The sequence below is a fragment of the Nonomuraea sp. NPDC050478 genome (genome assembly GCF_044458265.1).
Classification (GTDB): Bacteria; Actinomycetota; Actinomycetes; order Streptosporangiales; family Streptosporangiaceae; genus Nonomuraea; species Nonomuraea ferruginea.
The window spans coordinates 74,064-97,511 of record NZ_JBITHT010000010.1; the positions used below are offsets into that span (position 1 = coordinate 74,064).

The 23,448-nt window shown below is 71.2% G+C and carries 23 protein-coding genes; 9 read left to right on the forward strand and 14 right to left on the reverse strand.

The window, feature by feature from the left end; translation table 11 throughout:
* Nucleotides 1–8 precede the first annotated feature (8 nt).
* A complete protein-coding gene (locus ACIBF7_RS39415) occupies nt 9–1,178 on the reverse strand; it encodes a glycine C-acetyltransferase (protein WP_397199376.1) in 1,170 nt (389 codons plus the stop codon).
* A complete protein-coding gene (tdh, locus tag ACIBF7_RS39420) occupies nt 1,178–2,206 on the reverse strand; it encodes an L-threonine 3-dehydrogenase (RefSeq protein ID WP_364233620.1) in 1,029 nt (342 codons plus the stop codon). The genes ACIBF7_RS39415 and tdh overlap by 1 nt, the downstream gene beginning before the upstream one ends.
* A 186-nt stretch (nt 2,207–2,392) precedes the next feature.
* On the opposite strand from tdh, the gene ACIBF7_RS39425 reads away from it, so the two are divergent.
* Nucleotides 2,393–3,526 (forward strand): ROK family protein, encoded by a 1,134-nt coding sequence (locus ACIBF7_RS39425; protein WP_364233618.1) that lies wholly within the window; start codon nt 2,393–2,395, stop codon nt 3,524–3,526.
* 53 nt (nt 3,527–3,579) lie between these two features.
* A complete protein-coding gene (locus ACIBF7_RS39430) occupies nt 3,580–4,749 on the forward strand; it encodes a Gfo/Idh/MocA family oxidoreductase (RefSeq protein WP_364233616.1) in 1,170 nt (389 codons plus the stop codon).
* Between the two features lie 41 nt (nt 4,750–4,790).
* On the opposite strand, the gene ACIBF7_RS39435 is transcribed toward ACIBF7_RS39430, so the two are convergent.
* The 7 genes from ACIBF7_RS39435 to ACIBF7_RS39465 all read right to left on the reverse strand — a co-directional run bounded on the left by ACIBF7_RS39435 (nt 4,791) and on the right by ACIBF7_RS39465 (nt 11,355).
* The gene (locus tag ACIBF7_RS39435; RefSeq protein ID WP_148035091.1) at nt 4,791–5,864 is read right to left on the reverse strand and encodes an SPFH domain-containing protein; all 1,074 of its coding nucleotides are present in this window, start codon (nt 5,862–5,864) and stop codon (nt 4,791–4,793) included.
* A 3-nt stretch (nt 5,865–5,867) separates the two neighbouring features.
* The gene (locus tag ACIBF7_RS39440; RefSeq protein ID WP_148035090.1) at nt 5,868–6,302 is read right to left on the reverse strand and encodes an NfeD family protein; all 435 of its coding nucleotides are present in this window, start codon (nt 6,300–6,302) and stop codon (nt 5,868–5,870) included.
* Nucleotides 6,303–6,379: 77 nt separating this feature from the next.
* Entirely contained in the window at nt 6,380–7,525 is a 1,146-nt protein-coding gene (locus ACIBF7_RS39445) for an Ig-like domain-containing protein (protein WP_364233613.1), read from the reverse strand.
* A 73-nt stretch (nt 7,526–7,598) separates the two neighbouring features.
* Complete coding sequence (gene fahA, locus ACIBF7_RS39450) at nt 7,599–8,702, reverse strand: fumarylacetoacetase (RefSeq protein WP_397199377.1); 1,104 nt, start codon at nt 8,700–8,702, stop codon at nt 7,599–7,601.
* Complete coding sequence (locus tag ACIBF7_RS39455) at nt 8,699–9,472, reverse strand: hypothetical protein (RefSeq protein ID WP_219550135.1); 774 nt, start codon at nt 9,470–9,472, stop codon at nt 8,699–8,701. The genes fahA and ACIBF7_RS39455 overlap by 4 nt, the downstream gene beginning before the upstream one ends.
* A complete protein-coding gene (locus tag ACIBF7_RS39460) occupies nt 9,469–10,638 on the reverse strand; it encodes a homogentisate 1,2-dioxygenase (protein ID WP_397199378.1) in 1,170 nt (389 codons plus the stop codon). The genes ACIBF7_RS39455 and ACIBF7_RS39460 overlap by 4 nt, the downstream gene beginning before the upstream one ends.
* An 87-nt stretch (nt 10,639–10,725) precedes the next feature.
* Nucleotides 10,726–11,355 (reverse strand): helix-turn-helix domain-containing protein, encoded by a 630-nt coding sequence (locus ACIBF7_RS39465; RefSeq protein ID WP_364233609.1) that lies wholly within the window; start codon nt 11,353–11,355, stop codon nt 10,726–10,728.
* A 158-nt stretch (nt 11,356–11,513) separates the two neighbouring features.
* On the opposite strand from ACIBF7_RS39465, the gene ACIBF7_RS39470 reads away from it, so the two are divergent.
* Together ACIBF7_RS39470 and ACIBF7_RS39475 are read left to right on the forward strand one after the other, a co-directional pair.
* Nucleotides 11,514–12,074, forward strand: a complete 561-nt coding sequence (locus tag ACIBF7_RS39470) for a hypothetical protein (protein ID WP_364233607.1) — start codon at nt 11,514–11,516, stop codon at nt 12,072–12,074.
* 40 nt (nt 12,075–12,114) lie between these two features.
* Nucleotides 12,115–13,227, forward strand: coding sequence for an FAD-dependent oxidoreductase (locus ACIBF7_RS39475; RefSeq protein ID WP_364233605.1), 1,113 nt, complete (start codon nt 12,115–12,117; stop codon nt 13,225–13,227).
* Here ACIBF7_RS39475 and ACIBF7_RS39480 read toward each other — a convergent pair.
* A complete protein-coding gene (locus ACIBF7_RS39480) occupies nt 13,219–14,466 on the reverse strand; it encodes an MFS transporter (protein WP_364233730.1) in 1,248 nt (415 codons plus the stop codon). The two genes, ACIBF7_RS39475 and ACIBF7_RS39480, sit on opposite strands and share 9 nt — an antisense overlap.
* Nucleotides 14,467–14,600: 134 nt before the next feature.
* Between ACIBF7_RS39480 and ACIBF7_RS39485 the strand changes: the two genes are divergently transcribed.
* A complete protein-coding gene (locus tag ACIBF7_RS39485) occupies nt 14,601–15,878 on the forward strand; it encodes a hypothetical protein (RefSeq protein ID WP_397199379.1) in 1,278 nt (425 codons plus the stop codon).
* Nucleotides 15,879–16,111: 233 nt separating this feature from the next.
* Nucleotides 16,112–16,510, forward strand: coding sequence for a hypothetical protein (locus ACIBF7_RS39490; RefSeq protein ID WP_397199380.1), 399 nt, complete (start codon nt 16,112–16,114; stop codon nt 16,508–16,510).
* Here ACIBF7_RS39490 and ACIBF7_RS39495 read toward each other — a convergent pair.
* On the reverse strand, nt 16,470–16,670 hold the full coding sequence (locus ACIBF7_RS39495) for an EF-hand domain-containing protein (RefSeq protein WP_364233599.1): 201 nt from the start codon (nt 16,668–16,670) through the stop codon (nt 16,470–16,472). The two genes, ACIBF7_RS39490 and ACIBF7_RS39495, sit on opposite strands and share 41 nt — an antisense overlap.
* Nucleotides 16,671–16,855: 185 nt before the next feature.
* Here ACIBF7_RS39495 and ACIBF7_RS39500 point away from each other — a divergent pair, with 185 nt between their 5' ends.
* Nucleotides 16,856–18,514, forward strand: a complete 1,659-nt coding sequence (locus ACIBF7_RS39500) for an alpha-amylase family protein (protein ID WP_397199381.1) — start codon at nt 16,856–16,858, stop codon at nt 18,512–18,514.
* A 47-nt stretch (nt 18,515–18,561) separates the two neighbouring features.
* Here ACIBF7_RS39500 and ACIBF7_RS39505 read toward each other — a convergent pair whose 3' ends face one another.
* Entirely contained in the window at nt 18,562–19,164 is a 603-nt protein-coding gene (locus ACIBF7_RS39505; protein WP_397199382.1) for a TetR/AcrR family transcriptional regulator, read from the reverse strand.
* A gap of 68 nt (nt 19,165–19,232) precedes the next feature.
* Between ACIBF7_RS39505 and ACIBF7_RS39510 the strand changes: the two genes are divergently transcribed.
* Nucleotides 19,233–19,964, forward strand: coding sequence for an SDR family NAD(P)-dependent oxidoreductase (locus ACIBF7_RS39510; protein WP_397199383.1), 732 nt, complete (start codon nt 19,233–19,235; stop codon nt 19,962–19,964).
* Between the two features lies 1 nt (nt 19,965).
* On the opposite strand, the gene ACIBF7_RS39515 is transcribed toward ACIBF7_RS39510, so the two are convergent.
* The gene (locus ACIBF7_RS39515; protein WP_271276185.1) at nt 19,966–20,706 is read right to left on the reverse strand and encodes a cytochrome d ubiquinol oxidase subunit II; all 741 of its coding nucleotides are present in this window, start codon (nt 20,704–20,706) and stop codon (nt 19,966–19,968) included.
* Nucleotides 20,707–20,886: 180 nt separating this feature from the next.
* Between ACIBF7_RS39515 and ACIBF7_RS39520 the strand changes: the two genes are divergently transcribed.
* A complete protein-coding gene (locus tag ACIBF7_RS39520; RefSeq protein ID WP_397199384.1) occupies nt 20,887–22,071 on the forward strand; it encodes an RNA-guided endonuclease InsQ/TnpB family protein in 1,185 nt (394 codons plus the stop codon).
* 45 nt (nt 22,072–22,116) lie between these two features.
* Here the strand turns inward: ACIBF7_RS39520 and ACIBF7_RS39525 are convergent, their stop codons facing one another.
* On the reverse strand, nt 22,117–23,367 hold the full coding sequence (locus tag ACIBF7_RS39525) for a cytochrome ubiquinol oxidase subunit I (protein ID WP_219550153.1): 1,251 nt from the start codon (nt 23,365–23,367) through the stop codon (nt 22,117–22,119).
* Nucleotides 23,368–23,448 lie beyond the last annotated feature (81 nt).

Genomic DNA, 23,448 nt, shown 5'->3' on the forward strand with positions numbered 1-23,448 from the left:
GGCCGAGCTCAGCCGCGGGCCTGGATGAACGCGTCCACCGCGCGGTCCACGTCCGACTCGGAGTGGGCGGCCGAGAGCTGGACGCGGATGCGGGCCATGCCGTGCGGCACCACCGGGTAGGAGAAGCCGATCACGTAGACGCCCAGCTCCAGCAGGCGCTCGGCCATGGCCCCGGCCTCGGCGGCGTCGCCGATCATCACCGGGACGATCGGGTGGTCGCCGGGCAGGATGTCGAACCCGGCCTCGGTCATCCGCCCCCGGAACCGCTCGGTGTTGGCCCGCAGCCGCTCGCGCGCCTCGCTGGTGGTCTCCAGCAGGTCGAGGATGCGCAGCGAGGTGGCGGCGATGGCGGGGGCGAGCGAGTTGGAGAACAGGTACGGGCGGGAGCGCTGGCGCAGCAGCTCGCAGATCTCCCGGCGGCCGGACACGTAGCCGCCGGACGCGCCGCCGAGCGCCTTGCCGAGCGTGCCGGTGATGATGTCGATCCGGTCGGTCACCCCGTGCAGCTCGGGGGTGCCGCGCCCGGTGGGGCCGACGAAGCCGACCGCGTGGGAGTCGTCGACCATGACCATGGCGTCGTAGCGTTCGGCGAGGTCGCAGATGTCGGCCAGCGGCGCGAGGTAGCCGTCCATGGAGAACACGCCGTCGGTGACGATCAGCCGCCTGCGGGCGTCCGACGACTCCTTCAGCCTGGCCTCCAGCTCGGCCATGTCACGGTTGGCGTAGCGGTGGCGGCGGGCCTTGGACAGGCGGATGCCGTCGATGATGCTCGCGTGGTTGAGCGCGTCGGAGATGACCGCGTCGCGCTCGTCGAGCAGGGTCTCGAACACGCCGCCGTTGGCGTCGAAGCACGAGCTGTAGAGGACGGTGTCCTCCATGCCGAGGAAGTCCGACAGCCGGGCTTCGAGCTCCTTGTGCACCTCCTGGGTGCCGCAGATGAAGCGCACCGAGGCCATGCCGAACCCCCACCGGTCCAGCGCCCGCTTGGCGGCCTCGATGACCTCGGGATGGTCGGCCAGGCCGAGGTAGTTGTTGGCGCAGAAGTTGAGCACCTCCTGGCCCGCCACGCTCACCTGGGAGCTCTGCGGGGTGCTGATGACGCGCTCGGGCTTGTGCAGCCCGGCCTCGGCGATCTCGTCGAGCGTCGCACGCAGCTGGTCGCGTACGTTCGTGAACATCAAGCGCTCCAATCAAGAATGACCTTGCCCGTGCGGCCGCTCGCGGCCGTCTCGAAGGCGGTCTCGAACGCGTGGTACGGGAAGCGGTCGGTGATCACGGGGGAGAGGTCGAGGCCCTTCTCGATCAGGACCGACATGTTGTACCAGGTCTCGAACATCTCCCGGCCGTACACGCCCTTGATGGTCAGCATCGAGATGACCACGGTCGACCAGTCGACGGCGAACTCCTCGGCGGGCAGCCCGAGCATGGCGATCTTGCCGCCGTGGGTCATGCTGGCGATCATCTCGCGCAGCGCCGCCGGGCTGCCGGACATCTCCAGGCCCACGTCGAAGCCCTCTTTCATGCCGAGCTGGCGCATGCCGTCGGCCAGGGAGGCGCGGGAGACGTTCACCGCCAGCGAGACCCCGAGCTTGCCGGCCAGGTCGAGCCGCTCGTCGCTGACGTCGGTGATGACCACGTTGCGGGCGCCGACGTGGGTGGCGACGGCCGCGGCCATCAGGCCGATCGGGCCCGCGCCGGTGATCAGCACGTCCTCGCCGACCAGCGGGAACGACAGGGCGGTGTGCACGGCGTTGCCGAACGGGTCGAAGATGGCGGCCACGTCGGGATGGACGGGCACCCGGTGCACCCACACGTTCGTGGCGGGCAGCGTCACGTACTCGGCGAACGCGCCGTCGCGGTTGACGCCCAGGCCGACGGTGTTGCGGCACAGGTGGCGGCGGCCGGCCATGCAGTTGCGGCACTTGCCGCAGACGATGTGGCCCTCGCCGCTGACCAGGTCGCCGACGGCGATGTCCTCGACGCCCGGCGCGATCTCGACGACGTGACCGGAGAACTCGTGTCCCACGATGAGGGGAAGCTCCAGCGTATGCCTCGCCCAATCATCGAATTTCTGTATGTGTAGGTCGGTGCCGCAGATGCCGGTCCTCAGCACCCTGATCTTCACCTCACCCGGCCCCACCTCGGGCTCGGGTACCTCGACCAGCGACAGGCCCGGCTCGGCCTTCTCCTTGACCAGTGCTTTCATGGCGAACATCCCCCCAGTCGAACGTTACGCACTGTGCCCGCTCTCCGCCGGACGTGTCCATCGAGGAGTTCTTAAGTGCCCCCACAGCTCCGCTTCACGCCGCAGGTCAGCGGCGATCACTATTACGCAAGAGGGTTGGTTAAGTAGGATGTCGGCTCCCCGGCCGACTCATGTGGAGGAACTCCGGTGCGACAGCAGAGCGGCGACGCCTCCGTCCTCCGCAGGCTCAACTCCGCCGCCATCCTGCGCCAGTTGCGTGCGGCGCGGGTGGCGACGCTGCAGGAGCTGGCCAGGGGCGCCCGGGTGTCCAGGCCGACGGCCGAGGTCATCGTCGAGGACCTGATCGCCGCGGGCTGGGCGGAGGAGTGCGGCGAGGAGTCCGGTGAGCGCCAGCGGGGCCGCCCGGCCAGGCGGTTCAGGTTCCGGGCCTCGTCCGGCCATGTGGCGGGCGTGGGCATCGGCGCGTCGCTGCTGCGCGCCATGGTGTCCGATCTGGGCGGGACCATCGTGGCCTCGCGCCGGGTGCCCAACCACGCGGCGATGTCCGCCCGCGAGCGGCTCGACGCCGTCGCGGAGCTGGTCCACGCCGTCTGCGCCGAGGCGGGGCTGCCCGTGGCCGAGCTGGTCGCGGTGGGCGTCGGCACGACCGGCGTGGTCGACGCCGCCGGGCGGGTGACCAAGAGCGTGGTGCTGCCCGGCTGGAGCGACGTCGACCTGCGGGGCGAGCTGGGCCGCCGGCTGCCCGCGCCGGTGCTGGTGGAGAACGACATGCGGCTGGCGGTGCTCGCCGAGCACTGGCGCGGGGAGGCGCGGGGCCGTAGCGACGTGGTCTACCTGTTCGCCGGCGACCGGCTCGGCCTGGGGCTGCTGATCGGGGGCCGGACGCACCGGGGCGCGCACGCCGCCTCCGGCGAGATCGGGCGTCAGTCGGGCGACCACTGGCGGGCGTTCCGGCATCTGGCCGACTACGCGATGGCCGTCGAGCCGGGCGAGCTGCGCACCCACCGGCAGGCCGCCGAGTTCGCCGTGGCCAGGGCGGAGGAGGGCGACGAGCGCGCGAGAGCCGCCGTCAGGGCCTTCGCCGTCCACCTGGCGGAGGGCCTGCTCACGCTCGTCAACCCGCTCGACCCGGAGCTGGTGGTGATCGGCGGCAGCCTGGCGAGGGCCGGCGCGCTGCTGGTCGAGCCGATCCAGGACTACTTCGACGACCGGTGCCTCTACCCGCCCGAGGTGGCCGCCTCCGGCCTGGGCGGCGAGTGCGTGACGCTGGGCGCCGTCAGGATGGCGCTCGACCACGCGGACCAGGTGCTCTTTTCGTAAAAAGGTTGGATAATTCTTCCCGGCCGGCTCGTCGTCCCAGAGGAAGGGCACCCGTGAAGGACCTGCGTTTCGGAGTCGTCGGCCTCGGCCTGCGCGTCAACCTGGCCGAGGCCGCCCACCGGCCGGGCCGGGGTTCGGTGGTGGCCGCGGTCTGCGACACGGACCCGGAGACCCTCAAGAGGGAGGCCGCCCGCTTCGGCGACCCGGTGACCAGTCCCGACCACCGTGACCTGCTCGGCCGCGACGACCTCGACGCGATCATCGTGCTGACCCCCGACGACACCCACGAGAGCATCGCCGTCGAGTGTCTCCAGGCGGGCAAGCCGCTCTACCTGGAGAAGCCGCTGGCCATCACCGTCGAGGGCTGCGACGCCGTCCTGCGCGCCGCCCGCGACACCGGCACCCGGCTGTACGTCGGCCACAACATGCGCCACATGGGCGTCGTCAGGCTGATGCGCGACATCATCCGCCGGGGCGACATCGGCGAGCCGAAGACGGTGTGGGTGCGCCACTTCGTCGGCTACGGCGGCGACTACTACTTCAAGGACTGGCACGCCGACCGCACCCGCACCACCGGGCTCCTGCTGCAGAAGGCCGCCCACGACCTGGACGTCGTCCACTGGCTCGCGGGCGGCTACACGACCCGGGTCAACGCCTTCGGCGACCTCATGGTGTACGGCGGGCTGCCGCGCAGGGAGCCCGGCACGCCCCGCCCCGACGGCTGGCCGCGTGACCACACCTGGCCGCCCACCGCCCAACGGGACCTCCACCACGTGGTGGACGTCGAGGACGTCTCGGTCATGAACATGGTGCTCGACAACGGCGTCATCGCCGCCTACCAGCAGTGTCACTTCACGCCCGACTACGTGCGCAACTACACGGTCATCGGCACAGAGGGCCGCCTGGAGAACTTCGGCGACGGGCCGGGCGCCACCGTCAAGGTCTGGAACACCGGCCCCACCGGCTACCGGCCCGACGCCGACATCACGTACCGGGTGCCCGACGCCACCGGCTCCCACGGCGGCGCCGACACGCGCATCATCGAGGAGTTCGCCCGCTTCGCCAGGGAGGGCGGGCCGGTCGACACCTCTCCGGTGGCGGCCCGCATGAGCGTCGCGGCCGGCTACATGGCCACCCGGTCGCTCCGCGACGGGGGCGCCCCCTACGACGTCCCGCCCCTGGATCCGTCACTCGTGGCGTACTTCGCCGACGACCGGCGCTGACCGCCCGGCGCGGGCGCGGCGGGCGGTCGGGCCGGGAAGGGTCAGCGCTCGGCTTCGTCGCGCTGCTTGTCGAGGTCGGGGAACGGGGACGGCTGCCGGGCGCCCTCCATGAGCTGGCGGGGGCCGGTCGGCCGCTCGGCGCTCCGGGCGTCGGCGACCGCCTCCGCCGCGGCCTTCTCGGCGTTGGCGATCTCGGCGTCCATCTCCGACGGCTTCGGGACCTCGCGGGTGGCCGCCGAGGGCGGGAGCGACTCGGTGAAGGCCTTGGAGACGCCCTGCAGGGCCGAGGTGACCTCGCTGGGGATCACCCAGAACGTGTTGCCCTCGCCCTGGGCGAGCTGCGGCAGGACCTGGAGGTACTGGTAGGCGAGCAGCTTCGGGTCGGGGTCGTTGCGGTGGACCGCCTGGAACACCTGGTCGATGGCCCTCGACTGACCCTCGGCCTCCAGGATGGCGGCGGAGCGGGTGCCCTCGGCGCGCAGGATGCGGCTCTGCTTCTCGCCTTCGGCGGTGAGGATCTGCGACTGGCGCTGGCCCTCGGCGGTGAGGATCGCCGCGCGCTTGTCACGCTCGGCCCGCATCTGCTTCTCCATCGCGTCCTTGATGGTCTTGGGCGGGTCGATCGCCTTGATCTCCACCCGGTTGACCCTGATGCCCCACTTGCCGGTGGCCTCGTCGAGGACGCCGCGCAGCTGGCTGTTGATGGTGTCGCGGGAGGTGAGCGTGCTCTCCAGGTCCATCGAGCCGACGACGTTACGCAAGGTGGTCACCGTGAGCTGCTCGACCGCCTGGATGTAGTTGGCGATCTCGTAAGCGGCCGCGCGCGGGTCGGTGACCTGGAAGTAGAGCACGGTGTCGATCTCGACGACCAGGTTGTCCTCGGTGATGACCGGCTGCGGGCGGAACGAGACGACCTGCTCACGCAGGTCGATCACCGGGTAGACGCGGTCGATGTACGGGATGACGAAGTTGAGGCCCGGCTTGAGCGTACGGCTGTAGCGGCCGAGCCGCTCGACGTTGCGCGCTCTGGCCTGGGGCACGATGCGCACCGCTTTCAGCACGGTGAACACCGCGAACAGGATGACGAACAGCCCTACCAGCAGCAGCGGATCCATATCTCACTCCCGGGGATATACGAGGGCGGTGGCGCCGTCGATTTCGATGACGTCGACAGTGGCACCGGTCGGGATCACGAGTGTCTCGTCATACGCCCGCGCTGACCACTCCTCACCGGCCAGGCGGATCCGGCCGTCGTGACCCGTCACCTCCGCGAGAACGTACGCGGGCTTGCCGACGAGCGCCTCCACGCCGAACCTGGTCAGCTGCGGCTGGCGGATGTTGTGACGCTTGACGAGGGGCCGGATCACGACCAGCCCGGCCGTCGACGTCAGGGCGAAGACGAGGAACTGCAGCGGAACCGGCAGGCCGACGGCCGCGGCTCCGGCGGTCAACAGGGAGGCGACACCGAGGAGGCCGAGCGCGGCAGTGAGCGTGAAGATCTCGGCAAGACCGAGGACGACTGCGAGAATTACCCAGATGATCCATTCATCCATACTCCGGCCCTCCTATAGGAATAACGGGACCGTCGGCGCCATCGTTCCCTCTCACCACCGTAATCCGGGATTTCCGCTTACGGCAGAGGCCCGGGTGCGAGAAGAGCGCTGCCGGCGCGCCATTTCTCCCAGGAGAGCTGCCAGAACCCCCATCCGTTGTCCCATTCGAGCTCGCGGTCGGTGCCCGTGATCACGACGGGGTCGCCGCGGAGGGAATGGGCGTAGAACCAGGCGGCCTGGTCGGGGCGGGCGTTGACGCAGCCGTGGCTGACGTTGCGGCGGCCCTGGGCCCACACGTTGTCCTTGGCGTGCACGTACTCGCCGCTGTCGGAGATGCGGACGGCGTGGTCGATCATCACGTCGTAGTAGCCGGGGTCGCCCTCGTCGCGGCCGGGGGAGATCATGCGGACCGGGTGGCCCTTGTCCATGGTCAGGTGGACGCCGCTGGTCGTGGTGTATTCGCGGGTGGTGGCCATGCCGGCGCTGATCGCCATGTGGCGCACGGCGCGGCCGTCGCGGCGGACGACCATGCGGTGGGTCCGGGCGTCGATCTCGGTGGCCTGGTGGCGGCCCACGGTGAAGGCGAACGTCCGGTCGGCGGTGCCGTGGAGGCCGGGGGCTGCCCGGACGCCGGCCAGATGGGCGGTGACCGTGACGAGCTGCCCGGCGGGCCAGAACCGCCGGGTGCGGTAGACCGCCCGGGTGTCGCCGATCCACCGCCAGGCGCCCTCGACCGGCCGTCCGGCCGTGACCTCCAGAGCGCGCTCCACCGCGGCCTTGTCGCGTACGGGGGAGCCGAAGTCGAGGATGACCGGCATGCCGACGCCCACGGTCTCGCCGGGGAGCGGCGCGGTGGCGGTGAGCTGGAGCGCGCGTCCGGCGGGGCGGGTGCGGAAGCGGCCTGAGGCGACGGTGCGGCCCGCCGCGGTCACGGTGACCGCGTATTCGGCGCCGGGCTTCAGCGTCCAGCGGGAGCGCCAGGTGGTGCCCGCCGCGTCGAGGTCGCCGCGTACCGGGACACCGCCGGAGTGGGCGACGACCCGCTGGAGCGGGCCGCCCTGGGCGCGCACCACGAGCCCCTGGTCGGGACGGGCGCGCGCGGCGCCGAGCGGCGGGGAGACCTGCACCACGGTCGGGGGCGGAGGCTCCGCCCGCACGGCTCCGCAGCCGCCCGCGAGGAGGAGGAAGGCGGCCAGGCGGATCGTCGCGGCACGCCGCAGCATGTCACTCCTGATGTTCCTGGGGAAGGGTTCCCCAAGATTAGCGAGGAGTCACGACGCAAGCACGCCGAGTCACTTAACCGACTTTTCCGTAGACCTCCCCGAGGCTGACGTCACCCGCCGTCGCGCGGATCATCACCGCGTCCCCGTCCTGCAGGAACGTCCTGGTCTCGCCGCTGCGCAGTTTGACGGGGTCGGTCCCGTTCCAGGTGAGCTCGATGAGCGAGCCGCGCTCCTCGCGCGCCTCCCCGGAGACGGTGCCGCTCGCGAACAGGTCGCCGGTGCGCAGCGAGGCGCCGTTCACGGTGAGGTGGGCGAGCATCTGGTCCGGCGTCCAGTACATGTCCCGGTACGGCGGACGGGAGATCACCTCACCGTTGAGCTCGACCTCCAGCGTGATGTCGAGCCCCCAGTCGTCCTTCCTGCGCAGGTAGTCGATCGGCTCCGGGTCCTGCGTCCGCCCCGGCACCCTGGGCAGCGCCTCCAGCGGCGTCACCCAGGGCGAGATCGAGGTCGCGAACGACTTGCCCAGGAACGGCCCGAGCGGCACGTACTCGAACGCCTGGATGTCGCGCGCGCTCCAGTCGTTGACCAGCGTCACCCCGAACACGTGGTCCTCGAAGGCCCCGGCCGGTGAGCCCAGCTCGGACGGCACGCCCACCACGAACCCCAGCTCGGCCTCGACGTCGAGCTTGGCCGTCGGCCCGTACACCCCCGCCCGGAGCTGCCCGTGCGGGCGCCGGACCGGCGTGCCGGACGGCACGACCGTGCCGGCCCTGCCGTGGTAGCCGACCGGCAGGTGGCGCCAGTTCGGCTTGAGCGGCTCGGCGTCGGGCCGGAAGATCCGCCCGACGTTGCTCGCGTGCTCCAGCGAGCAGTAGAAGTCGACGTAGTCGGCCACCTCGAACGGCATGTGCAGCCGCACCTGCTCCAGCGGGACCAGGTGCGGCTCGGTCACCGCGAGGTCGCCGGACAGCTTGTTCCTGATCAGGCGGCGCGTGTCGTGCCAGGCCGAGCGGCCGCGCGCCATGAACGGGTTGAGCGAGGGGGCGGCGAACACCTCGTCGTGCAGCGCCGCTGCCAGGTCGAGCACCCGGTCGCCGTAACGGACGCCGACCCGGGGCGCCTCCCCCTGCCGGGAGAAGACCCCGTAGGGCAGGTTGTCCAGTCCCCAGCTCACTCGTCCTCCTCGATCAGGCCCAGCGCCTTCAGGTCGTCCATCGGCGTGGTCGTGCTGCAGGAGCCGTAGCTGACCAGGAGCTGCCTGGCCCGCTTCGCCGTCTCCTCAGAGATGGCCCGCGCGATGCGCGTGAGCTGGCCCACGTCGGTGATGCGCAGGGTGGGTGCCGGGTCGCGGCCCTCGACGGCCTCGCACACGGCCACCAGCAGGTTGAGGAAGCCGTGCCGGTCGACGCTGAGCGTCGGGTCGAAGTGGCGCACGGCGTGGTGCAGCCCGGCCGTGGCCTTGAACGGGATGTCGGCGGCCACGCAGAACCTGATGAAGGAGGCGAGGTGCTCCACCGGCGGGAACGCCTCGGCCCGGGCGCCGCCGCAGCGCACCTTCAGGCCCACGCCCTCGGGCACGTCGGGGACGAACTTCCCCGGCGGCACCTCGACGAACAGCCGCACCCCGCCGGGGAGCGCCCGGAGCAGCTCGCGGGCCAGCTCCTCCACCCCACGCTCGGGCGGCAGCTCGGCCTCCGCGATGTCGACGGGCAGGCCGGTCAGGTCCGGCAGCTCCGGGGTGTCGAGGATCAGCCCGACCCACCGCGGCCGGAACTGCTCGGCGCGCAGCCGGCCGAGCCTGCTGGCCGGGCAGAGGAAGCGGTGGGTCAGCACCCGGCTGCCCCGCTCCTGGTTGCGCCGGTGGCGGTCCAGCGCGTCGGACATGTGCAGTGACGTCGGCGGGAACAGGCCCGCGTCGTCGATCAGAGCGGTGTAGAGCGTCATCGTGACCAAGTCCAGGCGTATCCGGGGTCCTCGCAGGCGAGCGCGCCCTGCCCGAGGTCGAGCGGGCGGAAGGTGTCAACCATCACCGCCTTCTCGCTGGTGGTGGTGACGCCCTTGGCGACGGCGTCGATCACCGCCTCGACCGCGCCGGGCTGCGGCCCGTGCGTGAAGCCGGCCGGGTGCAGCGAGATCGAGCCCACGTCGATGCCCGACCCCTTCCGCGCCGAGTAGTCGCCGCCTACGTAGAACATGAACTCGTCGGAGTCGACGTTGTGGTGGTTGTACGGGATCGGCACCGACTCCGGGTGGAAGTCGAGCGGCCGCGGGCAGAACGAGCAGATCACGAAGCCGGGCCCCTCGAACGTCTGATGGACGGGCGGGGGCGCGTGCGTCCTCTTCACGATCGGCTCGAAGTCGTCGATGTTGAACGCGTACGGGTAGAGGTAGCCGTCCCAGCCGACCACGTCGAACGGGTGGTGGCGGTAGACCAGCCGGGTCAGCCCGCCCCTGGTGCGCACCAGCACCGGCACCTCCTCGCCCTCGGCGAGCAGCGGCTCGGCGGGCGCCCGCAGGTCGCGCTCGCAGTAGGGGGCGTGCTCCAGGAACTGCCCGTACTGCGACAGGTAGCGCTTGGGCGGCCTGATGTGCCCGGACGCCTCCACGGCCAGCACGCTGACCCGCCCCACCGGCACCCAGCGGTGGATGGTGCCCGTCGGGATGACCACGTAGTCGCCGGTGCCGGCCTCGATCACGCCGTACGTGGACTCGAAGCGGGCCGTGCCCTCCTGGACGTACACGCACTCGTCGCCCATCGAGTTGCGGTAGAGCTCGCTGGGCCGGTCGCTGGTGGCGTACGACAACCGGACGTCGCCGTTGCCCGCCAGCAGGATCCGCCCGGACACCAGGTCGCCCGCGCTGGAGAGCTGCGTGGTGCGGAAGTGGCGCGGCGACAGCGGCAGGTTGGGCTCCAGGCGCGTGTCGGCCGTGGGCGCGACGGCCTCGGCCTTGACGATCGCGGTCGGCAGGTGGCGGTGGTACAGCAGCGACGAGTCGGACGAGAATCCCTCCTCGCCCATCAGCTCCTCGGCGTACAGACCGCCGTCGGGCCGCCTGAACTGCACATGGCGCTTGCGGGGCACCTCGCCCACGGCGCGGTAGTACGGCATCCGCCCCTCCCCATGTCGTCCGACTATCGGACGTATGTGTCCTCTATGCGTGACAACCGTCCGTCATCCCCGGACGGATGTCAACCGTCACCCCAGGGCGGCGGCAAGCTCGGCGGCGGCCTCGACGACGCGAGGTCCGGTGGACTCCGCGAGCGGCCCGAACGTGACCACCCCGACCGAGGCCTCCAACCAGGGCAGCCCCAGGACGGGCGCCGCCACCCCCCGGGCTCCCTCCTCCAACTGCCCCTCGGTCACCAGATATGCGGACCCGCCCTCGCGACCTGCCAGGATCGCCCGCCCGGCCGCGCCTTTCGCCAGCGGATGGCGGGCGCCCTCCCGGTAGGCCACGTGCATGTCCGTCCACGACGGCTCGACCACCGCCACGGCCAGCGCGTCGTCGCCCTCGGCCACGGTGAGGTGCGCGGTCGCGCCCACCTGCTCGGCCAGCCGCCGCAGCGTCGGCAGGGCCGCCGCGCGCAGCAGCGGCTGCACGGCCCGCGCCAGTGCGAGCAGCCCGAACCCCAGATGCACCCGGCCCTCGTCGTCGCGGCGCACGAACCCCTCGTTGAGCAGGGTCGTCAGCAGCCGGTACACCACCGGGCGGCTCAACGACAGCTCCGCGCTCAGTTCGGTCGGGGTCCGCCCGCCCTTCCCGTCGGAAAGCAGCCTGAGCAGGCGGAGCCCGCGTTCGAGCGTCTGAGCGGATTCAGCGGCCATGAAGCGATTATCCAGCCACGGTCATGGGGGAGCGGTGACTGTATGCGGTGAAAAGGGTACGTAGGGGAACAGAACACCGGGGGGTAAGGATGCGGCAAACGTGGATACTCCTGGTTGCCGGGCTGGCCATGTGCGCTTTCCTTCCCGCGCTTCCTTCCGTGGGATCACGGGCGCTCTACGCCACCAGGGCCGCGCCCGCGGCGACCCCGTTCGACCGGCTGGTGGAGGACACCTTCTACCTGACCGTGGGCATCGAGGTCGAGCAGCGCCTGATGCCCGTGGAGAAGGGGGCGCGCATCCGTCCGGGCCCGCGCCTCGCGCCGGGGATCGGGGTGGACGCGACCGGCCGCGTGTACGGCAGGCCCGAGCGGGCCGGCACGTACGCGGCCCAGGTCCAGATCTGCCGCGATCAGGCGTGCGACGAGGAGCGGGTCACGTTCGTCGTGCTGCGCAACGTGCCGTGGGCGCCGGGCGCGCTCACCTTCCCCGGCAGGGCCGGGCAGCGGCTGGACGGGAACATCCAGATCAGGGGCGGGCCCACGGGGGTGCCGCCGACGTTCACCGTGACCCGCCAGGGCGCGCTGCCCCCGGGCGTCACCATCGGCCCGGACGGGCACGTCGGCGGCGTGCCCGCGGAGTCCGGGGTGTCCAGGGTGCCGGTGCGCATCTGCCTGGCGGGCAACTGCGCGGGCGTGGTGGTGACGTTGATCGTCATCTGACCCCTTGATCCGGCGGGGGTCTCCGGGTCACCGTGGTCCCATGAAATCGGTCATCGTGGTCGGATCGGGCATTTGGGGTTCATCGCTGGCGTTGCGGCTGGCCGAAACCGGATGGCGGGTGACGCTGGTCGAGCAGCACCAGGCGGGACACGTACGACAGGCCAGCGCGGGCGAGACCCGGCTGATGCGCTGCTCGCACGGCGGCGAGGAGTGGTACGCGCGCATGGCGTGGCGGGCGCGCGACGGCTGGCGGCGGCTCGGCGAGCGCGCCGGGGAGGAGTTGTACGCGGAAGCAGGCATGCTCTGGTTCGCCCGGACGCCGGACGGGTGGGAGCACGCCAGCGCCCAGGTCCTGAAAAATCTGGATATACCGTGCGAGGTCCTCGACCCGGCCGACGGCGCCCGCTTCTTCCCCGACTACAGCCCCGCCGGCCTCAGCCACCTGCTGTGGGAGCCGCACGCCGGCGTCATCAGAGCACGCCGCGCCACCCAGGTGACCGCCAGGCTGGCCGAGTCCGCCGGCGCCCGGATCGTCCGGGCCCGCGCGACCCCGGCGCCCGGCACCGCCGTCGAGGCCGACGGCGAGGTGCTGACCGCCGACCGGGTGGTGTGGGCGTGCGGCGCCTGGCTGCCCGAGCTGTTCGACGTGCCCGTGACTGTGACCAAGCAGGACACGCTGCACTTCGCGGTCCCCGCCGCGTGGACCGCGCCCGGCACGCCCGCCTGGGTGGACCACGCCGCCGCCGCTTACGGCCACGGTGACGTGGACGGCGTGGGCATGAAGGCCACCTCCGACGTCGAAGGCCGCCCGTACGAGCCCGAGCACGGCGAGCGCGCCGTGGACGAGGCCAGCGTCGCGCGCGCCCGGTCCTACCTGGCGCGGCGGTTCCCGTCGCTGGCTTCGGCGCCGGTGCTGTTCAGCCAGGTCTGCCAGTACGCGCTCACTCCCGACGCCGAGTGGATCATCGCCGAGACCGAGCCCGGCGTGTGGCTGCTCGGCGGCGACTCCGGCCACGGCTTCAAGCACGCCCCGGCGCTGGCCGAGTACGTGGCGGGGATCCTCGACGGCGAGTACGGGCCGGAGCCGAGGTTCGGGCTGCACGAGCGGGCACCGGCACGCGGGCTGCGGACCAGCGGGCGGGCCTCAGCTTGAGACGGCCTCCAGACGCGCCGGGGCGCGGAGGTTGCGCACGCCGGGGGAGAGCAGCGCCGCGCAGGTGGACAGCACCACCAGGCCGCCGCACGCCAGCAGCGCGTTCTGCACGCCCATCAGCGCCGCCGCCGGCGCCGCCAGCATGAGCCCGATCGGGCCGAACATCAGCGAGCCGAGCGCGTCGTACGAGCTCACCCGCGACAGCGACTCCGGCGGGACCTCCCGCTGCATGGTCGTCATCCACAGCACGCCGAACACGTCGAAACAGACGCCCAGCACGAACGCGCCCAATACCGTCACCCACAGCGGCGAACCCGTCCCCAGCAGGAAGTACGGCAGCGCCGCCGGCAGGCAGAGCAGCGTGCCGACCAGGATCGGCCGGCGCGGCCGCACCCGCAGCGACACCACCACGCCCGCGATCGTGCCGATCGCCTCGCCGGCCAGGAACGCCGACCACGCCGCCGGGCCGCCCAGGCTCTCCTTGGCCAGCAGCGGCCCGAGCACCCCGTGACCGGCCTGGATCGCCATCACCAGGATCGAGAACTGGGCGACCACCACCCAGATCCACTGCCGGGAGCTGAACTCGCGCCAGCCCTCGCGCAGATCCTTCAGCACCGAATGCCGCTCCCCGCGCTCGCGCACCAGAGGAGTGGGCCGCACCAGCGAGATCAGCACCCCCGCGGTGGCGAACAGGGCGCCGCTGACCGCCAGCGCCCACCCGCCGCCGACGAGCACCACCGTGGCACCGCCGAGCACCGCGCCGCCCATCCTGGCGACGTTCGCGCCCAGGCCGAGCAGCGCGTTGCCGGCCTGCAGCCGCTCGGCCGGCACGACCTCGGGGATGATCCCGGTCAGCGCGGGATAGAGCGCGGCGACGGCTATCCCGCTGAAGGCGGCCGCGGCGACCAGGCCGACCAGGGGGGTCCAGCCGGACAGCAGCATCGCGCCCAGGGTGAAGAAGGCCAAGGCGTTGGCCCACTCGCCGAACTGCATCACCCGCTGCCGCGGGAACCGGTCGGCCAGCACCCCGGCGAACAGCATGAACAGCACCATCGGCAGCGCCTCCGCGGTCAGCACCACCGACAGCGTCGTGGCGGTGGCGCCGGGCAGGTCGAGGATGCCGAAAGCGAGGGCCACCGGGGCGAACGCGGCGCCGAGCATCGAGATGGTCCGGGCCGCGAAGAGCAGGGCGAAGCGCCTGTCCCGGAACAGCCCGAGATCGCCGAGGATTTCACGCACGCTCAAGTGTGACGGGTACGAAGCGATGGTGTCGTCCCATTTTCCACACGCCCGGACACAGGCGGTAGAGATCGACCGTTGATACCGATATCGTGCGAGATGCCAGCCGATCACTCTCCGGAAGTCAAGGTGCCATGCGACTGCGGCAGCTCTTCGTCATCGGTCTCGCGCTCTCCCTCCTCGGCATCGGCGTCCCGGCGTGGTCACAGGACGATCCGCGCAGCTGCAACGACCTCATGGCGGAGGACACCCCCGCGTACGTCGTCTGCCGCTGGATGGCCACCCCCGAGGAAGCCGCCGAGATCGCCCGCTTCTGGCTTGACAACGACGGTCAGAACATGCGCGACACCGGCCCGATGGACCCGATCGTCATCGACTGCACCGAGAGCGACTGCCCCACCGACTCGGAAGGCGACGGTCAGTCGCACGACGTCGGCAGCCCCGACGTCGAGGGCGCCGAGGACGGCGGGCAGCCCGATTGCCCGACCGCCGAGCCCTGCTTCGTCGACCCCGACGAGGTCACCGGCGCCGCCGTGAAGAAGGCCGCCGAGACCCCCGCCGGCCAGGCCGTCAAGACCTCCGCCACGAGCGGCATGCGCGTCTGGATCGACGCCGAGCTGGCCGACGACCACCAGGCCGGCAACCTCGCCGAGGCCGCCAAGAAGGTCGCCGCCCTGGCCGCCCAGCCCGGCGTCGCGGGCATCCGCTTCAGCTCCGGCCTCGGCTACGACCGGACGTTCGCCACGGCCGACGAGCTGGACACGTTCGTCGCCTCGGCCTCCGCCGCGCTCCGCAAGCTCGCCCCCGGCAAGAAGCTCGCCGTCCACACCGCGGTGCCCGTCTTCGGCTGCGGCGCCGTCGCCGAGTGCACCGAGGCCCTCGCCAAGAAGCACCCGCTGCTCGACCCCGACCGCATCGGCGCCTGGCTCGCCAAGGGCCTCGTCGACCAGCTCTCCCTCGACGGCGGCCACCTCGCCACCGAGTACGCCACGTGGCGGATCGACGCCGCCACCGCCCAGCGCAACCAGTGGATCCAGGTCCGCGCCCGCGCCTGGGACGCCTACGCGCACATCGCCGCCGAGGACACCGGCTTCGCCGCCCCCGGCGGTTCCCGGCTGACCACCGAGCAGGCCACCCAGACCATCACCGACCGCATCGCCGCCCCGCTCCAGGACGCCGCCGCCGGCACCATCACCCTCTGGACCCGCTGGCAGGACGCCCAGGGCCAGGTCAGCCGCGTGTACGGAGAGAAGTGGGCGGCCAACCCCACCTGGGACCAGCTCAAGAAGCTCACCTCCATCCGCCCCCGCCTCGCCACCCTGTACGACCCGGCGACCCCGGAGGTGGACGTGGCCACAGACCTCCGCAACCTGTCCGAAGTCTTCGGCCAGCTCTACATCCGCACCGTTTAGCCCTCGGTCTTCGCCGGCACGCCAACAGCGCGGTCTTCCCCCGCCAGGGCGCTGCGCGCCCGAGAGCTCAGGCTGTGACTGTGGGGGCACGCCCCCACACCCCCGGCGAGGGGGCCGGCCCCCTCGCGCTCCCCCCGGGGATGGGCCGTCTGGACTCCGTGAAGGCACCTGGAATCGATCAAGACCACAGGCGGACCCTTCGCGTCACTGGCTGACATCAAGCCAAGATCCGGGTGGCCTTCTCCAGCCCTTCTTTCGACTTCTGGCTGTATCTGCACTACGGGATGTACGACGTGCCGCAGAGCGGGTGCAATGATCACGTCCACCGGTTACTCATTCAGCGCCCGGCTTTCGCCGGCTTCGGCGGCAAGGACAAGAGGATCACCCGGTCGCGGGCAGAGGACCTGCTGCCCCGCGTCGGAAAGGCTTATGCCAACGCGCGGAATCTGGGCATGCGCTGCGCATCCGGCGCGTGCGCTCACCCGGGCGGGGCCGAACCCGGTTGTGATCTCCTCGATCAGGACCCGTCCAGCGGTATGTGGCGGCTTCTCGAGAGTCCGGGAGTCTCGGCCCGTTTCGCCCGGGACGAGCCTACGGCTTCAGGAAGGCGCCGAACTCGTTCAGGTCGATGAGGCCGTCGCCGTCCTGGTCCAGGCGTCGCACGCCTGCCTGGGCGGCTTCCAGGGTCACCGGCTGGCCGAGGATCTCCATCAGGCGGACGAGCTCCTCGGCCGAGATGCGGCCGTCCTTGTCCGTGTCGATGAGGTCGAAGGTGATCGCGTGGTCGCTCATGATGGGCATCCTCCGGGAGATCCGTTTCGGGTCAGACTTTAGTGGCGGTTTGTCGTAGTGCGTGGATGAATGCCGCTAACCGGCAGTCGACGTCTGCGGATGCCCGGCAGAGGCGCGGTCATGCCTGCCGATCCCCGATCTCCCAGACTCGTTCTTTGCCGGAATTTGGGGGTAGCCCGACCCGCATGCGTATGACGTACACGAGCGACCTCTGGTGGAAGAACGCCGTCGTCTACTGCCTCGACGTGGAGACCTTCAAGGACGGGGACGGCGACGGGATCGGCGACTTCCGAGGGCTCACCCAGGAGATCGACTATCTGGCCGACCTCGGGGTCACCTGCCTGTGGCTGATGCCGTTCTACCCCACGGCCAACCGGGACGACGGGTACGACGTCACCGACTTCTACAGTGTCGACCCGAGGCTCGGCACGCTCGGCGACTTCGTGGAGTTCATGCGCACCGCGCACGACCGGGGCATGCGGGTCATCGCCGACCTGGTCGTGAACCACACCTCCGACCGGCACCCGTGGTTCCTGGAGGCGCGCAAGGGCAAGGACGCGCCGATGCGCGACTGGTTCGTCTGGAAGGACGAGCCGGGACCGGAGCCGGAGCAGGTGGTCTTCCCCGACCAGGAGGACAGCGTCTGGGAGCGCGACGACCGCTCCGGCCAGTACTACCTGCACAGCTTCTACAAGCACCAGCCGGATCTGAACATGGGCAACCCGGAGGTGCGTGACGAGATCTCCCGCATCCTCGGGTTCTGGATGGAGCTGGGGCTGGCCGGGTTCCGGGTGGACGCGGTGCCGTTCCTGATCGAGAACGTCTCGCCGCAACTGGGGGAGCCGCACGAGGTCCTGGCCGGCCTGCGCGCGTTCATGACCCGCCGCAAGGGCAACTCGGTGCTGCTCGGCGAGGTGAACCTGCCGTACAAGGAGCTGGTCAGCTACTTCGGCGACGGGCTGGGCGACGAGCTCACCATGTGCTTCGACTTCACCGTCATGCAGCGGGCCTGGCTGGCGCTGGCCCGCCGGGAGGCGGCGCCGCTCGTGGCCGCGCTGCGCGAACGGCCGGACGCGCCTAAGGACGCCCAGTGGGCGACGTTCCTGCGCAACCACGACGAGCTGACGCTGGACCAGCTCAGCGACGAGGAGCGGCAGAAGGTGTTCCGGGCGTTCGGGCCTGAGGAGCGCATGCAGATCTTCGGCCGCGGCCTGCGCCGGCGGATGCCGGGCATGTTCGACGGCGACCTGCGCCGGATGAAGCTGGCCTACAGCCTGATGTTCTCGCTGCCCGGCACGCCGGTGATCTTCTACGGCGAGGAGATCGGGCTGGGCGAGAACCTGGACGTCGAGGGCCGGATGGCGGTGCGCACCCCCATGCAGTGGTCGAAGGACGGCGGCTTCAGCCCGGCCGAGCCGGTGCGTCCGATGCCCGACGGGCGGTTCGGGCCCGAGCACGTCAACGTCGAGGACCAGAAGCGCGACACCGATTCGCTGCTGCGCTGGTTCCAGCTGCTCATCGAACGCTACCGGGAGTGCCCGGAGCTGGCCTGGGGCGAGTACGAACCGCTGGACGCCGGGCATCCCGCCGTCCACGCGCACCGCAGCGACGCCGACGGCGCCACGGTCGTGGCCGTGCACAACCTGGGCGACGAGGCGGTGGAGGCCGAGGTGGAGCTCGACGGGCTGGCCGGCTCCCTGCTGACCGACCTGCTGGTGGACGGCACCGTCGAGGTTCCGGAGTCGGGCCCGGTGCGGCTGCCGCTCGATCCGTACGGGACGCGCTGGCTGCGCGTGTCAGCCCGGAAGAAGCCCGCCGAGGACGCCTCCATCAAGGCCCACTGACCGCGACCCCGGGGCCGGAAACGTCCGCGCAGATCGCGCGGGTCCGGTCAGGGGTGGGGCGGGGTGGTCGCAGGCCAGGCGCGCATCGCCAGGGCGGCGGTGCGTTCCAGCTCGTCGCGGCTCGCACCGTCGCGGGCCTGGGTGGACATCCCCTGGATGACCGCCGCGTAGTAGGCGGCCAGCGCCGCCGCGTCGGCGGACGGGGGAAGCAGGCCGGCCGTCACGTCGCGCTCGATGCGCTCCCTGAGTGCGGCCTTGGCCGCCTCCCGCTTGAGCCTCAGCCCCTCCTCGACCTCGGACGACTCCGGCCCGCAGTTCACCGCGGCCGAGATGATCATGCAGCCGTGCGGGTGGCCGGGGTCGGTGTACTCGTCCGCGGCCTCGTACAGGACGCGCTCGATGGCCTCGCGGGCCGTCGGCTCCTCGGCGAGCGCACGGGCGGTGAAGGCGCCGTAGCTCTCCTGGTAGCGCCGGAGCGCCTCCTCGAACAGCCGCCGCTTGTCGCCGAAGGCCGCGTACAGGCTGGGTGGCCGGATGCCCATCGCGGCGGTCAGCTCCGCGATCGAGGTTGCTTCGTAGCCGTGGCGCCAGAACATGCGCAGCGCCCGGTCGAGTGCCTTGTCACGGTCGAAGGCTCGCTGTCTCGCCATGCGGACCATTCTATAGCGATCGCTATGCTATTTTGCTGTAGCGATCGCTACAGAAAGGGAGTCCGACTATGAAGACCGCTCTGGTGACGGGTGCGAGCAGGGGGATCGGCCGCGCGGCGGCGCTGCGGCTGGCCCGCGACGGGTTCCGCGTCGGGGTGCACTACGGGGTGAACGGCGCCGCGGCCGAGGACGTCGTCCGGCTGATCGAGACGGGCGGCGGCAGCGCGTTCGCGCTCCGGGCCGACCTGGGCGACACGGCCGAGGTGGAGTCCCTGGCCGCCCAGCTCCGGCAAGAGACCGACCGGCTGGACGTGCTGGTGAACAACGCGGCCATCGGTACGTCCGTACCGATGGAGCAGGAGACGGTGGAGGCGTTCGACCGGATCTTCGCGGTGAACGTGCGAGGCCTGTTCTTCCTCACCAAGCGCCTGCTGCCGCTCATCCCGAACGGCGGCCGGATCGTCAACGTCACCTCGGGCGTGACGCGTATCGCCTTCCCCCAGGCGATCGCGTACGCCATGACCAAGGGTGCAGTGCAGACGTTCACGCTCGCGCTGGCCAAGGAGGTCGGCCCGCGCGGGATCACGGTCAACAACGTCGCCCCCGGCATCATCGACACCGACGTGAACGCGGGCTGGTTGCGTACCCCCGAAGGAGAGGCGTACGCGACGAGCGTGCACGCGGTCAACCGGATCGGCCACGTCGACGAGATCGCCGACGTGATCGCCTTCGCCGCCTCCCCCGGGGCGAGCTTCATGACCGGCAGTACCCTCGACGCCACCGGCGGCGGCAACCTGTAGGTCAAAGGTAGGAGGGGCCGGTGACGCGGTGCCGGAACGTCCACCACACCCAGGCCTGGGCCGCCACCATCAGCGGCATCATGGCCAGGACGACCGGCCCCAGCACCGCCCCCGACGTGCCGGGCTCCAGCGGCAGCCGGAGCCCGGCCAGCACGCCCACCACCATCAGGGCCGCCGCCGTCAGCGCGTAGGTGCGGCCCTCGCCGGCGCCGCCCGACAGCACCGCAGCGCGCCGCCGCAACTCGCCCCGCAGCCGGAGCGCGGCGAACGCCAGCCCGTGCGTGCCGAACAGCGCGGCCAGCACCGCCACCGGCAGCAGCGCGAGCGGCCCGGTCATGCCGAGCAGCACGTGGCCGAGCAGCCCGCCCAGGCTCAGCGCCAGCCCCCAGCTGCCGGCCACGATCGCGCCGTCCCACCAGCCCTGCCAGAGCCGGCCGTCGAGCCGCCCACGCAGCCACAACCCGGTGTCCCTGACCACCCAGGACAGCAGCAGCGCCACGATCAGCGGGTAGTTGCCGCTCAGCAGCTCGCCCTCCAGCTCGGGGAAGAGCCCGGCCAGCACGCCGGCGGTGACGACCAGCCACACCTCGTTGCCGAGGAAGAACGGGGCGATGGCGGCGATCGCCTCGCGCCGCTCGGCGGGCGTGCGGCCCAGGTACGGCAGCGCCATGCCGACGCCGATGTCCGCCCCGGCCAGCACCAGATAGCCGAGCGCGAAGAACGCCAGAATGAAGATCTCCATCAGAGCCTCCCGAAGGGACCGGCGCCTTCAGGCGACGAGGGAATCGGGAGCGGGATGACCGCCAGGGCCCGAGCGTGCCCTGACCTGTCAGGTCTGCGCATCAGGGATGTCCTTCCAAGCTTTGTCGGCGGCAGCCGATACCGTGGTGTTGTCGTTACCGAACGTGACAGGAGGTGAGGTGTGCGCAGGTCGTTCAAGTTCCTGCTGCGCCCCACCCGCCACCAGGAGATTGCTCTCACCGCGTGTCTGGAGGACCACCGGCAGCTCTACAACGCCGCCCTGGAGCACCGCCGCACCGCCTACGCCAGGGCGGGCGTGAGCGTCCGGTACGGCGACCAGTCGGCCGAGCTGAAACACATCCGGGGGGATGACACCGGCGGGCAGGGCCGCTGGTCGTTCTCCTCCCAGCAGGCCACCCTGCGACGGCTCGACAAGGCGTTCGGCGCGTTCTTCCGCCGGGTCAAGGCTGGACGCACCCCGGGCTTCCCTCGTTTCAAAGGGCGCGGCCGGTTCGACACCGTCGAGTGGCCGAAGGACGGCGACGGCTGCTGGTGGGACTCCCAGCCCGGACATCCCACCGCCACCTACGTCCGCTTGCAGGGCGTCGGGCACGTCCGTGTCCACCAGCACCGGCCCGTGAAAGGCCGGGTCAAGACCATCAGCGTCAAGCGCGAGGGCTCCCGCTGGTATCTGGTCCTGTCGTGCGACGACGTACCCGCCGAACCTCTGCCCGCCACGGGCGCGATGGCCGGGATCGACATGGGTGTCGCCTCGCTCCTCACCACCTCCGACGGCGGCCAGGTGGCGAACCCGCGTCACCTGGCCGCGACCGCCGGCCGCCTCGCAGACGCGCAGCGCGACCTGGCTCGCAAGAAACGGGGCTCCCGGCGGCGGCGCAAGGCGGTGGCCCGCGTCGCCGCGCTGCACGGCAAAGTCCGCCGTCAGCGCCTCGACCACGCGCACAAGGCCGCGAACGCGCTGGTCCGCGCCTACGACGTGATCGTGCACGAGGACCTGCGGATCGCGAACATGACCCGCAGCGCGTCCGGCACGATCGAGGCTCCCGGCCGGAACGTCGCACAGAAGTCCGGCCTGAACCGGAGCATCCTGGACGCGGGCTGGGGGGTGTTCCTGACGATCCTGTCGCACAAGGCTGAGAGCGCCGGTCGCAAGCTGATCGCGGTGAACCCCGCCGGCACCTCCCGCACGTGCTCGCGTTGCGGGCATGTGGCGAAGGAGAACCGCGTCACCCAGGCCGGGTTCGCTTGTACGGCGTGTGGGCATGCCGCGCACGCCGATGTGAACGCGGCGGTCAACATCTTGAGGGCAGGGCTTGCCCTTCGCCAGGTTGCGGAAGCGGCTTAGCGAGAAGCCGCTCCCTTCAGGGAGCGGAGGAGTCACGTTCGCTCCTCAGAACGCCGGGACGGGCTCGGGCTTCTCGGCGGGCCGCGCGCCGAGGCCGACGGCGGCGGGCCCGCGCCGCGCGGTCCTGGCCAGCAGCCAGGAGTTGATCACGGTCAGCGCGGCGAACACCGCGGTGAACGCGATCAGGGAGAAGCGCATCACCCCGTCGCCCACCGGCGACATCGCGTCCTCCGTGGTGAGCAGCCCGTAGACCGCCCACGGCTGCCGCCCCACCTCCCGGAAGACCCAACCCCCGATCATGGCTCCGAACGGCAGCGGGATCGCCGCGATCAGCACCACGTGCCAGGCGCGGAAGCCGTGCACCACCGGCCGGATCAGCATGAGCACGAAGTTCAGCCCCGAAAGGAAGAACATGATCCCGAACAGGATCAGCATGGTCAGCGCCCCGGCCTGCACCCACTCCACGGGCGGCAGGTAGTCGCCGGGCCCGTGCAGCGCCGTCATCTCCGCCTGGACCGCGGCGGCGCGGTCGGCGTCGCCCGTCCAGGCTGCGATCTTGCCCGGCTGCAGCGTGGCGAACCCGACCCCGCCGAACGCGGCCGTCACCATCGTGGCGGGCAGCGCCACGCCCGCCCCGATCCGCAGCGACTTGCGGAAGAAATCCTGCTCAGGGGTACGCCTGAGCAGGTGGTAGGCGCTCACCCCGGCCATGAAGAAGCCGCCGACCATCATCGCCCCGCCCAGGACGTGCCCGAGCGCCACCATCGCCGCCGGGTTGGCCACCATCGCGCCGAAGTCGGTGATGTGCAGTGTGTGGCCGTCTGACCGGTAGCCGACCGGGTTCTGCAGGAACCCGTTGGCCACCAGGATCCAGAACGCGGACGCGTACGCGGTGAGCGCGACGATCCAGATCAGCGCCAGGTGCGCCCAACGGTTCAGCTTGTCCCAGCCGAAGATCCACAGGCCGAGGAACGTCGACTCGATGAAGAAGGCGACCATCGTCTCCAGCGCCAGGGCGGAGCCGAACACGTTCCCCGCGAACTCCGCCAGCCCGCTCCATGCCATGCCGAGCTGGAACTCCATGACGAGCCCGGTGACGATGCCCATCGCGTAGTTGATGATGTAGAGCTGGCCCCAGAACCTGGTCATGCCCACGTGGACCGGGCTGCGGCTGATCGTGGCCCGGGTCTGGATGACGGCCACCAGCGTGACCAGGCCGAGCGTCAGCGCGACGAAGAGGAAGTGCGCGCCCGCGGTCAGGGCGAACTGCAGGCGCGCGAGGTCGACGGTGTCCATAGAGGTCAGGGTCGGGCGACGATCACCTCTCGCGCGTCAGCCCGCGGCGTGCACTCACCGTACTCCCGGGGTTTCACCCGC

Excerpts from the sequence above, each read along its gene's own strand:
- ACIBF7_RS39415 (WP_397199376.1), bottom strand. The coding sequence starts at position 1,178 with ATGTTCACGAACGTACGCGACCAGCTGCGTGCGACGCTCGACGAGATC.
- tdh (WP_364233620.1), bottom strand. The coding sequence starts at position 2,206 with ATGAAAGCACTGGTCAAGGAGAAGGCCGAGCCGGGCCTGTCGCTGGTC.
- ACIBF7_RS39435 (WP_148035091.1), bottom strand. The coding sequence starts at position 5,864 with ATGGATCCGCTGCTGCTGGTAGGGCTGTTCGTCATCCTGTTCGCGGTG.
- ACIBF7_RS39440 (WP_148035090.1), bottom strand. The coding sequence starts at position 6,302 with ATGGATGAATGGATCATCTGGGTAATTCTCGCAGTCGTCCTCGGTCTT.
- ACIBF7_RS39445 (WP_364233613.1), bottom strand. The coding sequence starts at position 7,525 with ATGCTGCGGCGTGCCGCGACGATCCGCCTGGCCGCCTTCCTCCTCCTC.
- ACIBF7_RS39455 (WP_219550135.1), bottom strand. The coding sequence starts at position 9,472 with ATGACGCTCTACACCGCTCTGATCGACGACGCGGGCCTGTTCCCGCCG.
- ACIBF7_RS39460 (WP_397199378.1), bottom strand. The coding sequence starts at position 10,638 with ATGCCGTACTACCGCGCCGTGGGCGAGGTGCCCCGCAAGCGCCATGTG.
- ACIBF7_RS39465 (WP_364233609.1), bottom strand. The coding sequence starts at position 11,355 with ATGGCCGCTGAATCCGCTCAGACGCTCGAACGCGGGCTCCGCCTGCTC.
- ACIBF7_RS39475 (WP_364233605.1), top strand. The coding sequence starts at position 12,115 with ATGAAATCGGTCATCGTGGTCGGATCGGGCATTTGGGGTTCATCGCTG.
- ACIBF7_RS39485 (WP_397199379.1), top strand. The coding sequence starts at position 14,601 with ATGCGACTGCGGCAGCTCTTCGTCATCGGTCTCGCGCTCTCCCTCCTC.
- ACIBF7_RS39495 (WP_364233599.1), bottom strand. The coding sequence starts at position 16,670 with ATGAGCGACCACGCGATCACCTTCGACCTCATCGACACGGACAAGGAC.
- ACIBF7_RS39500 (WP_397199381.1), top strand. The coding sequence starts at position 16,856 with ATGCGTATGACGTACACGAGCGACCTCTGGTGGAAGAACGCCGTCGTC.
- ACIBF7_RS39505 (WP_397199382.1), bottom strand. The coding sequence starts at position 19,164 with ATGGCGAGACAGCGAGCCTTCGACCGTGACAAGGCACTCGACCGGGCG.
- ACIBF7_RS39510 (WP_397199383.1), top strand. The coding sequence starts at position 19,233 with ATGAAGACCGCTCTGGTGACGGGTGCGAGCAGGGGGATCGGCCGCGCG.
- ACIBF7_RS39515 (WP_271276185.1), bottom strand. The coding sequence starts at position 20,706 with ATGGAGATCTTCATTCTGGCGTTCTTCGCGCTCGGCTATCTGGTGCTG.
- ACIBF7_RS39525 (WP_219550153.1), bottom strand. The coding sequence starts at position 23,367 with ATGGACACCGTCGACCTCGCGCGCCTGCAGTTCGCCCTGACCGCGGGC.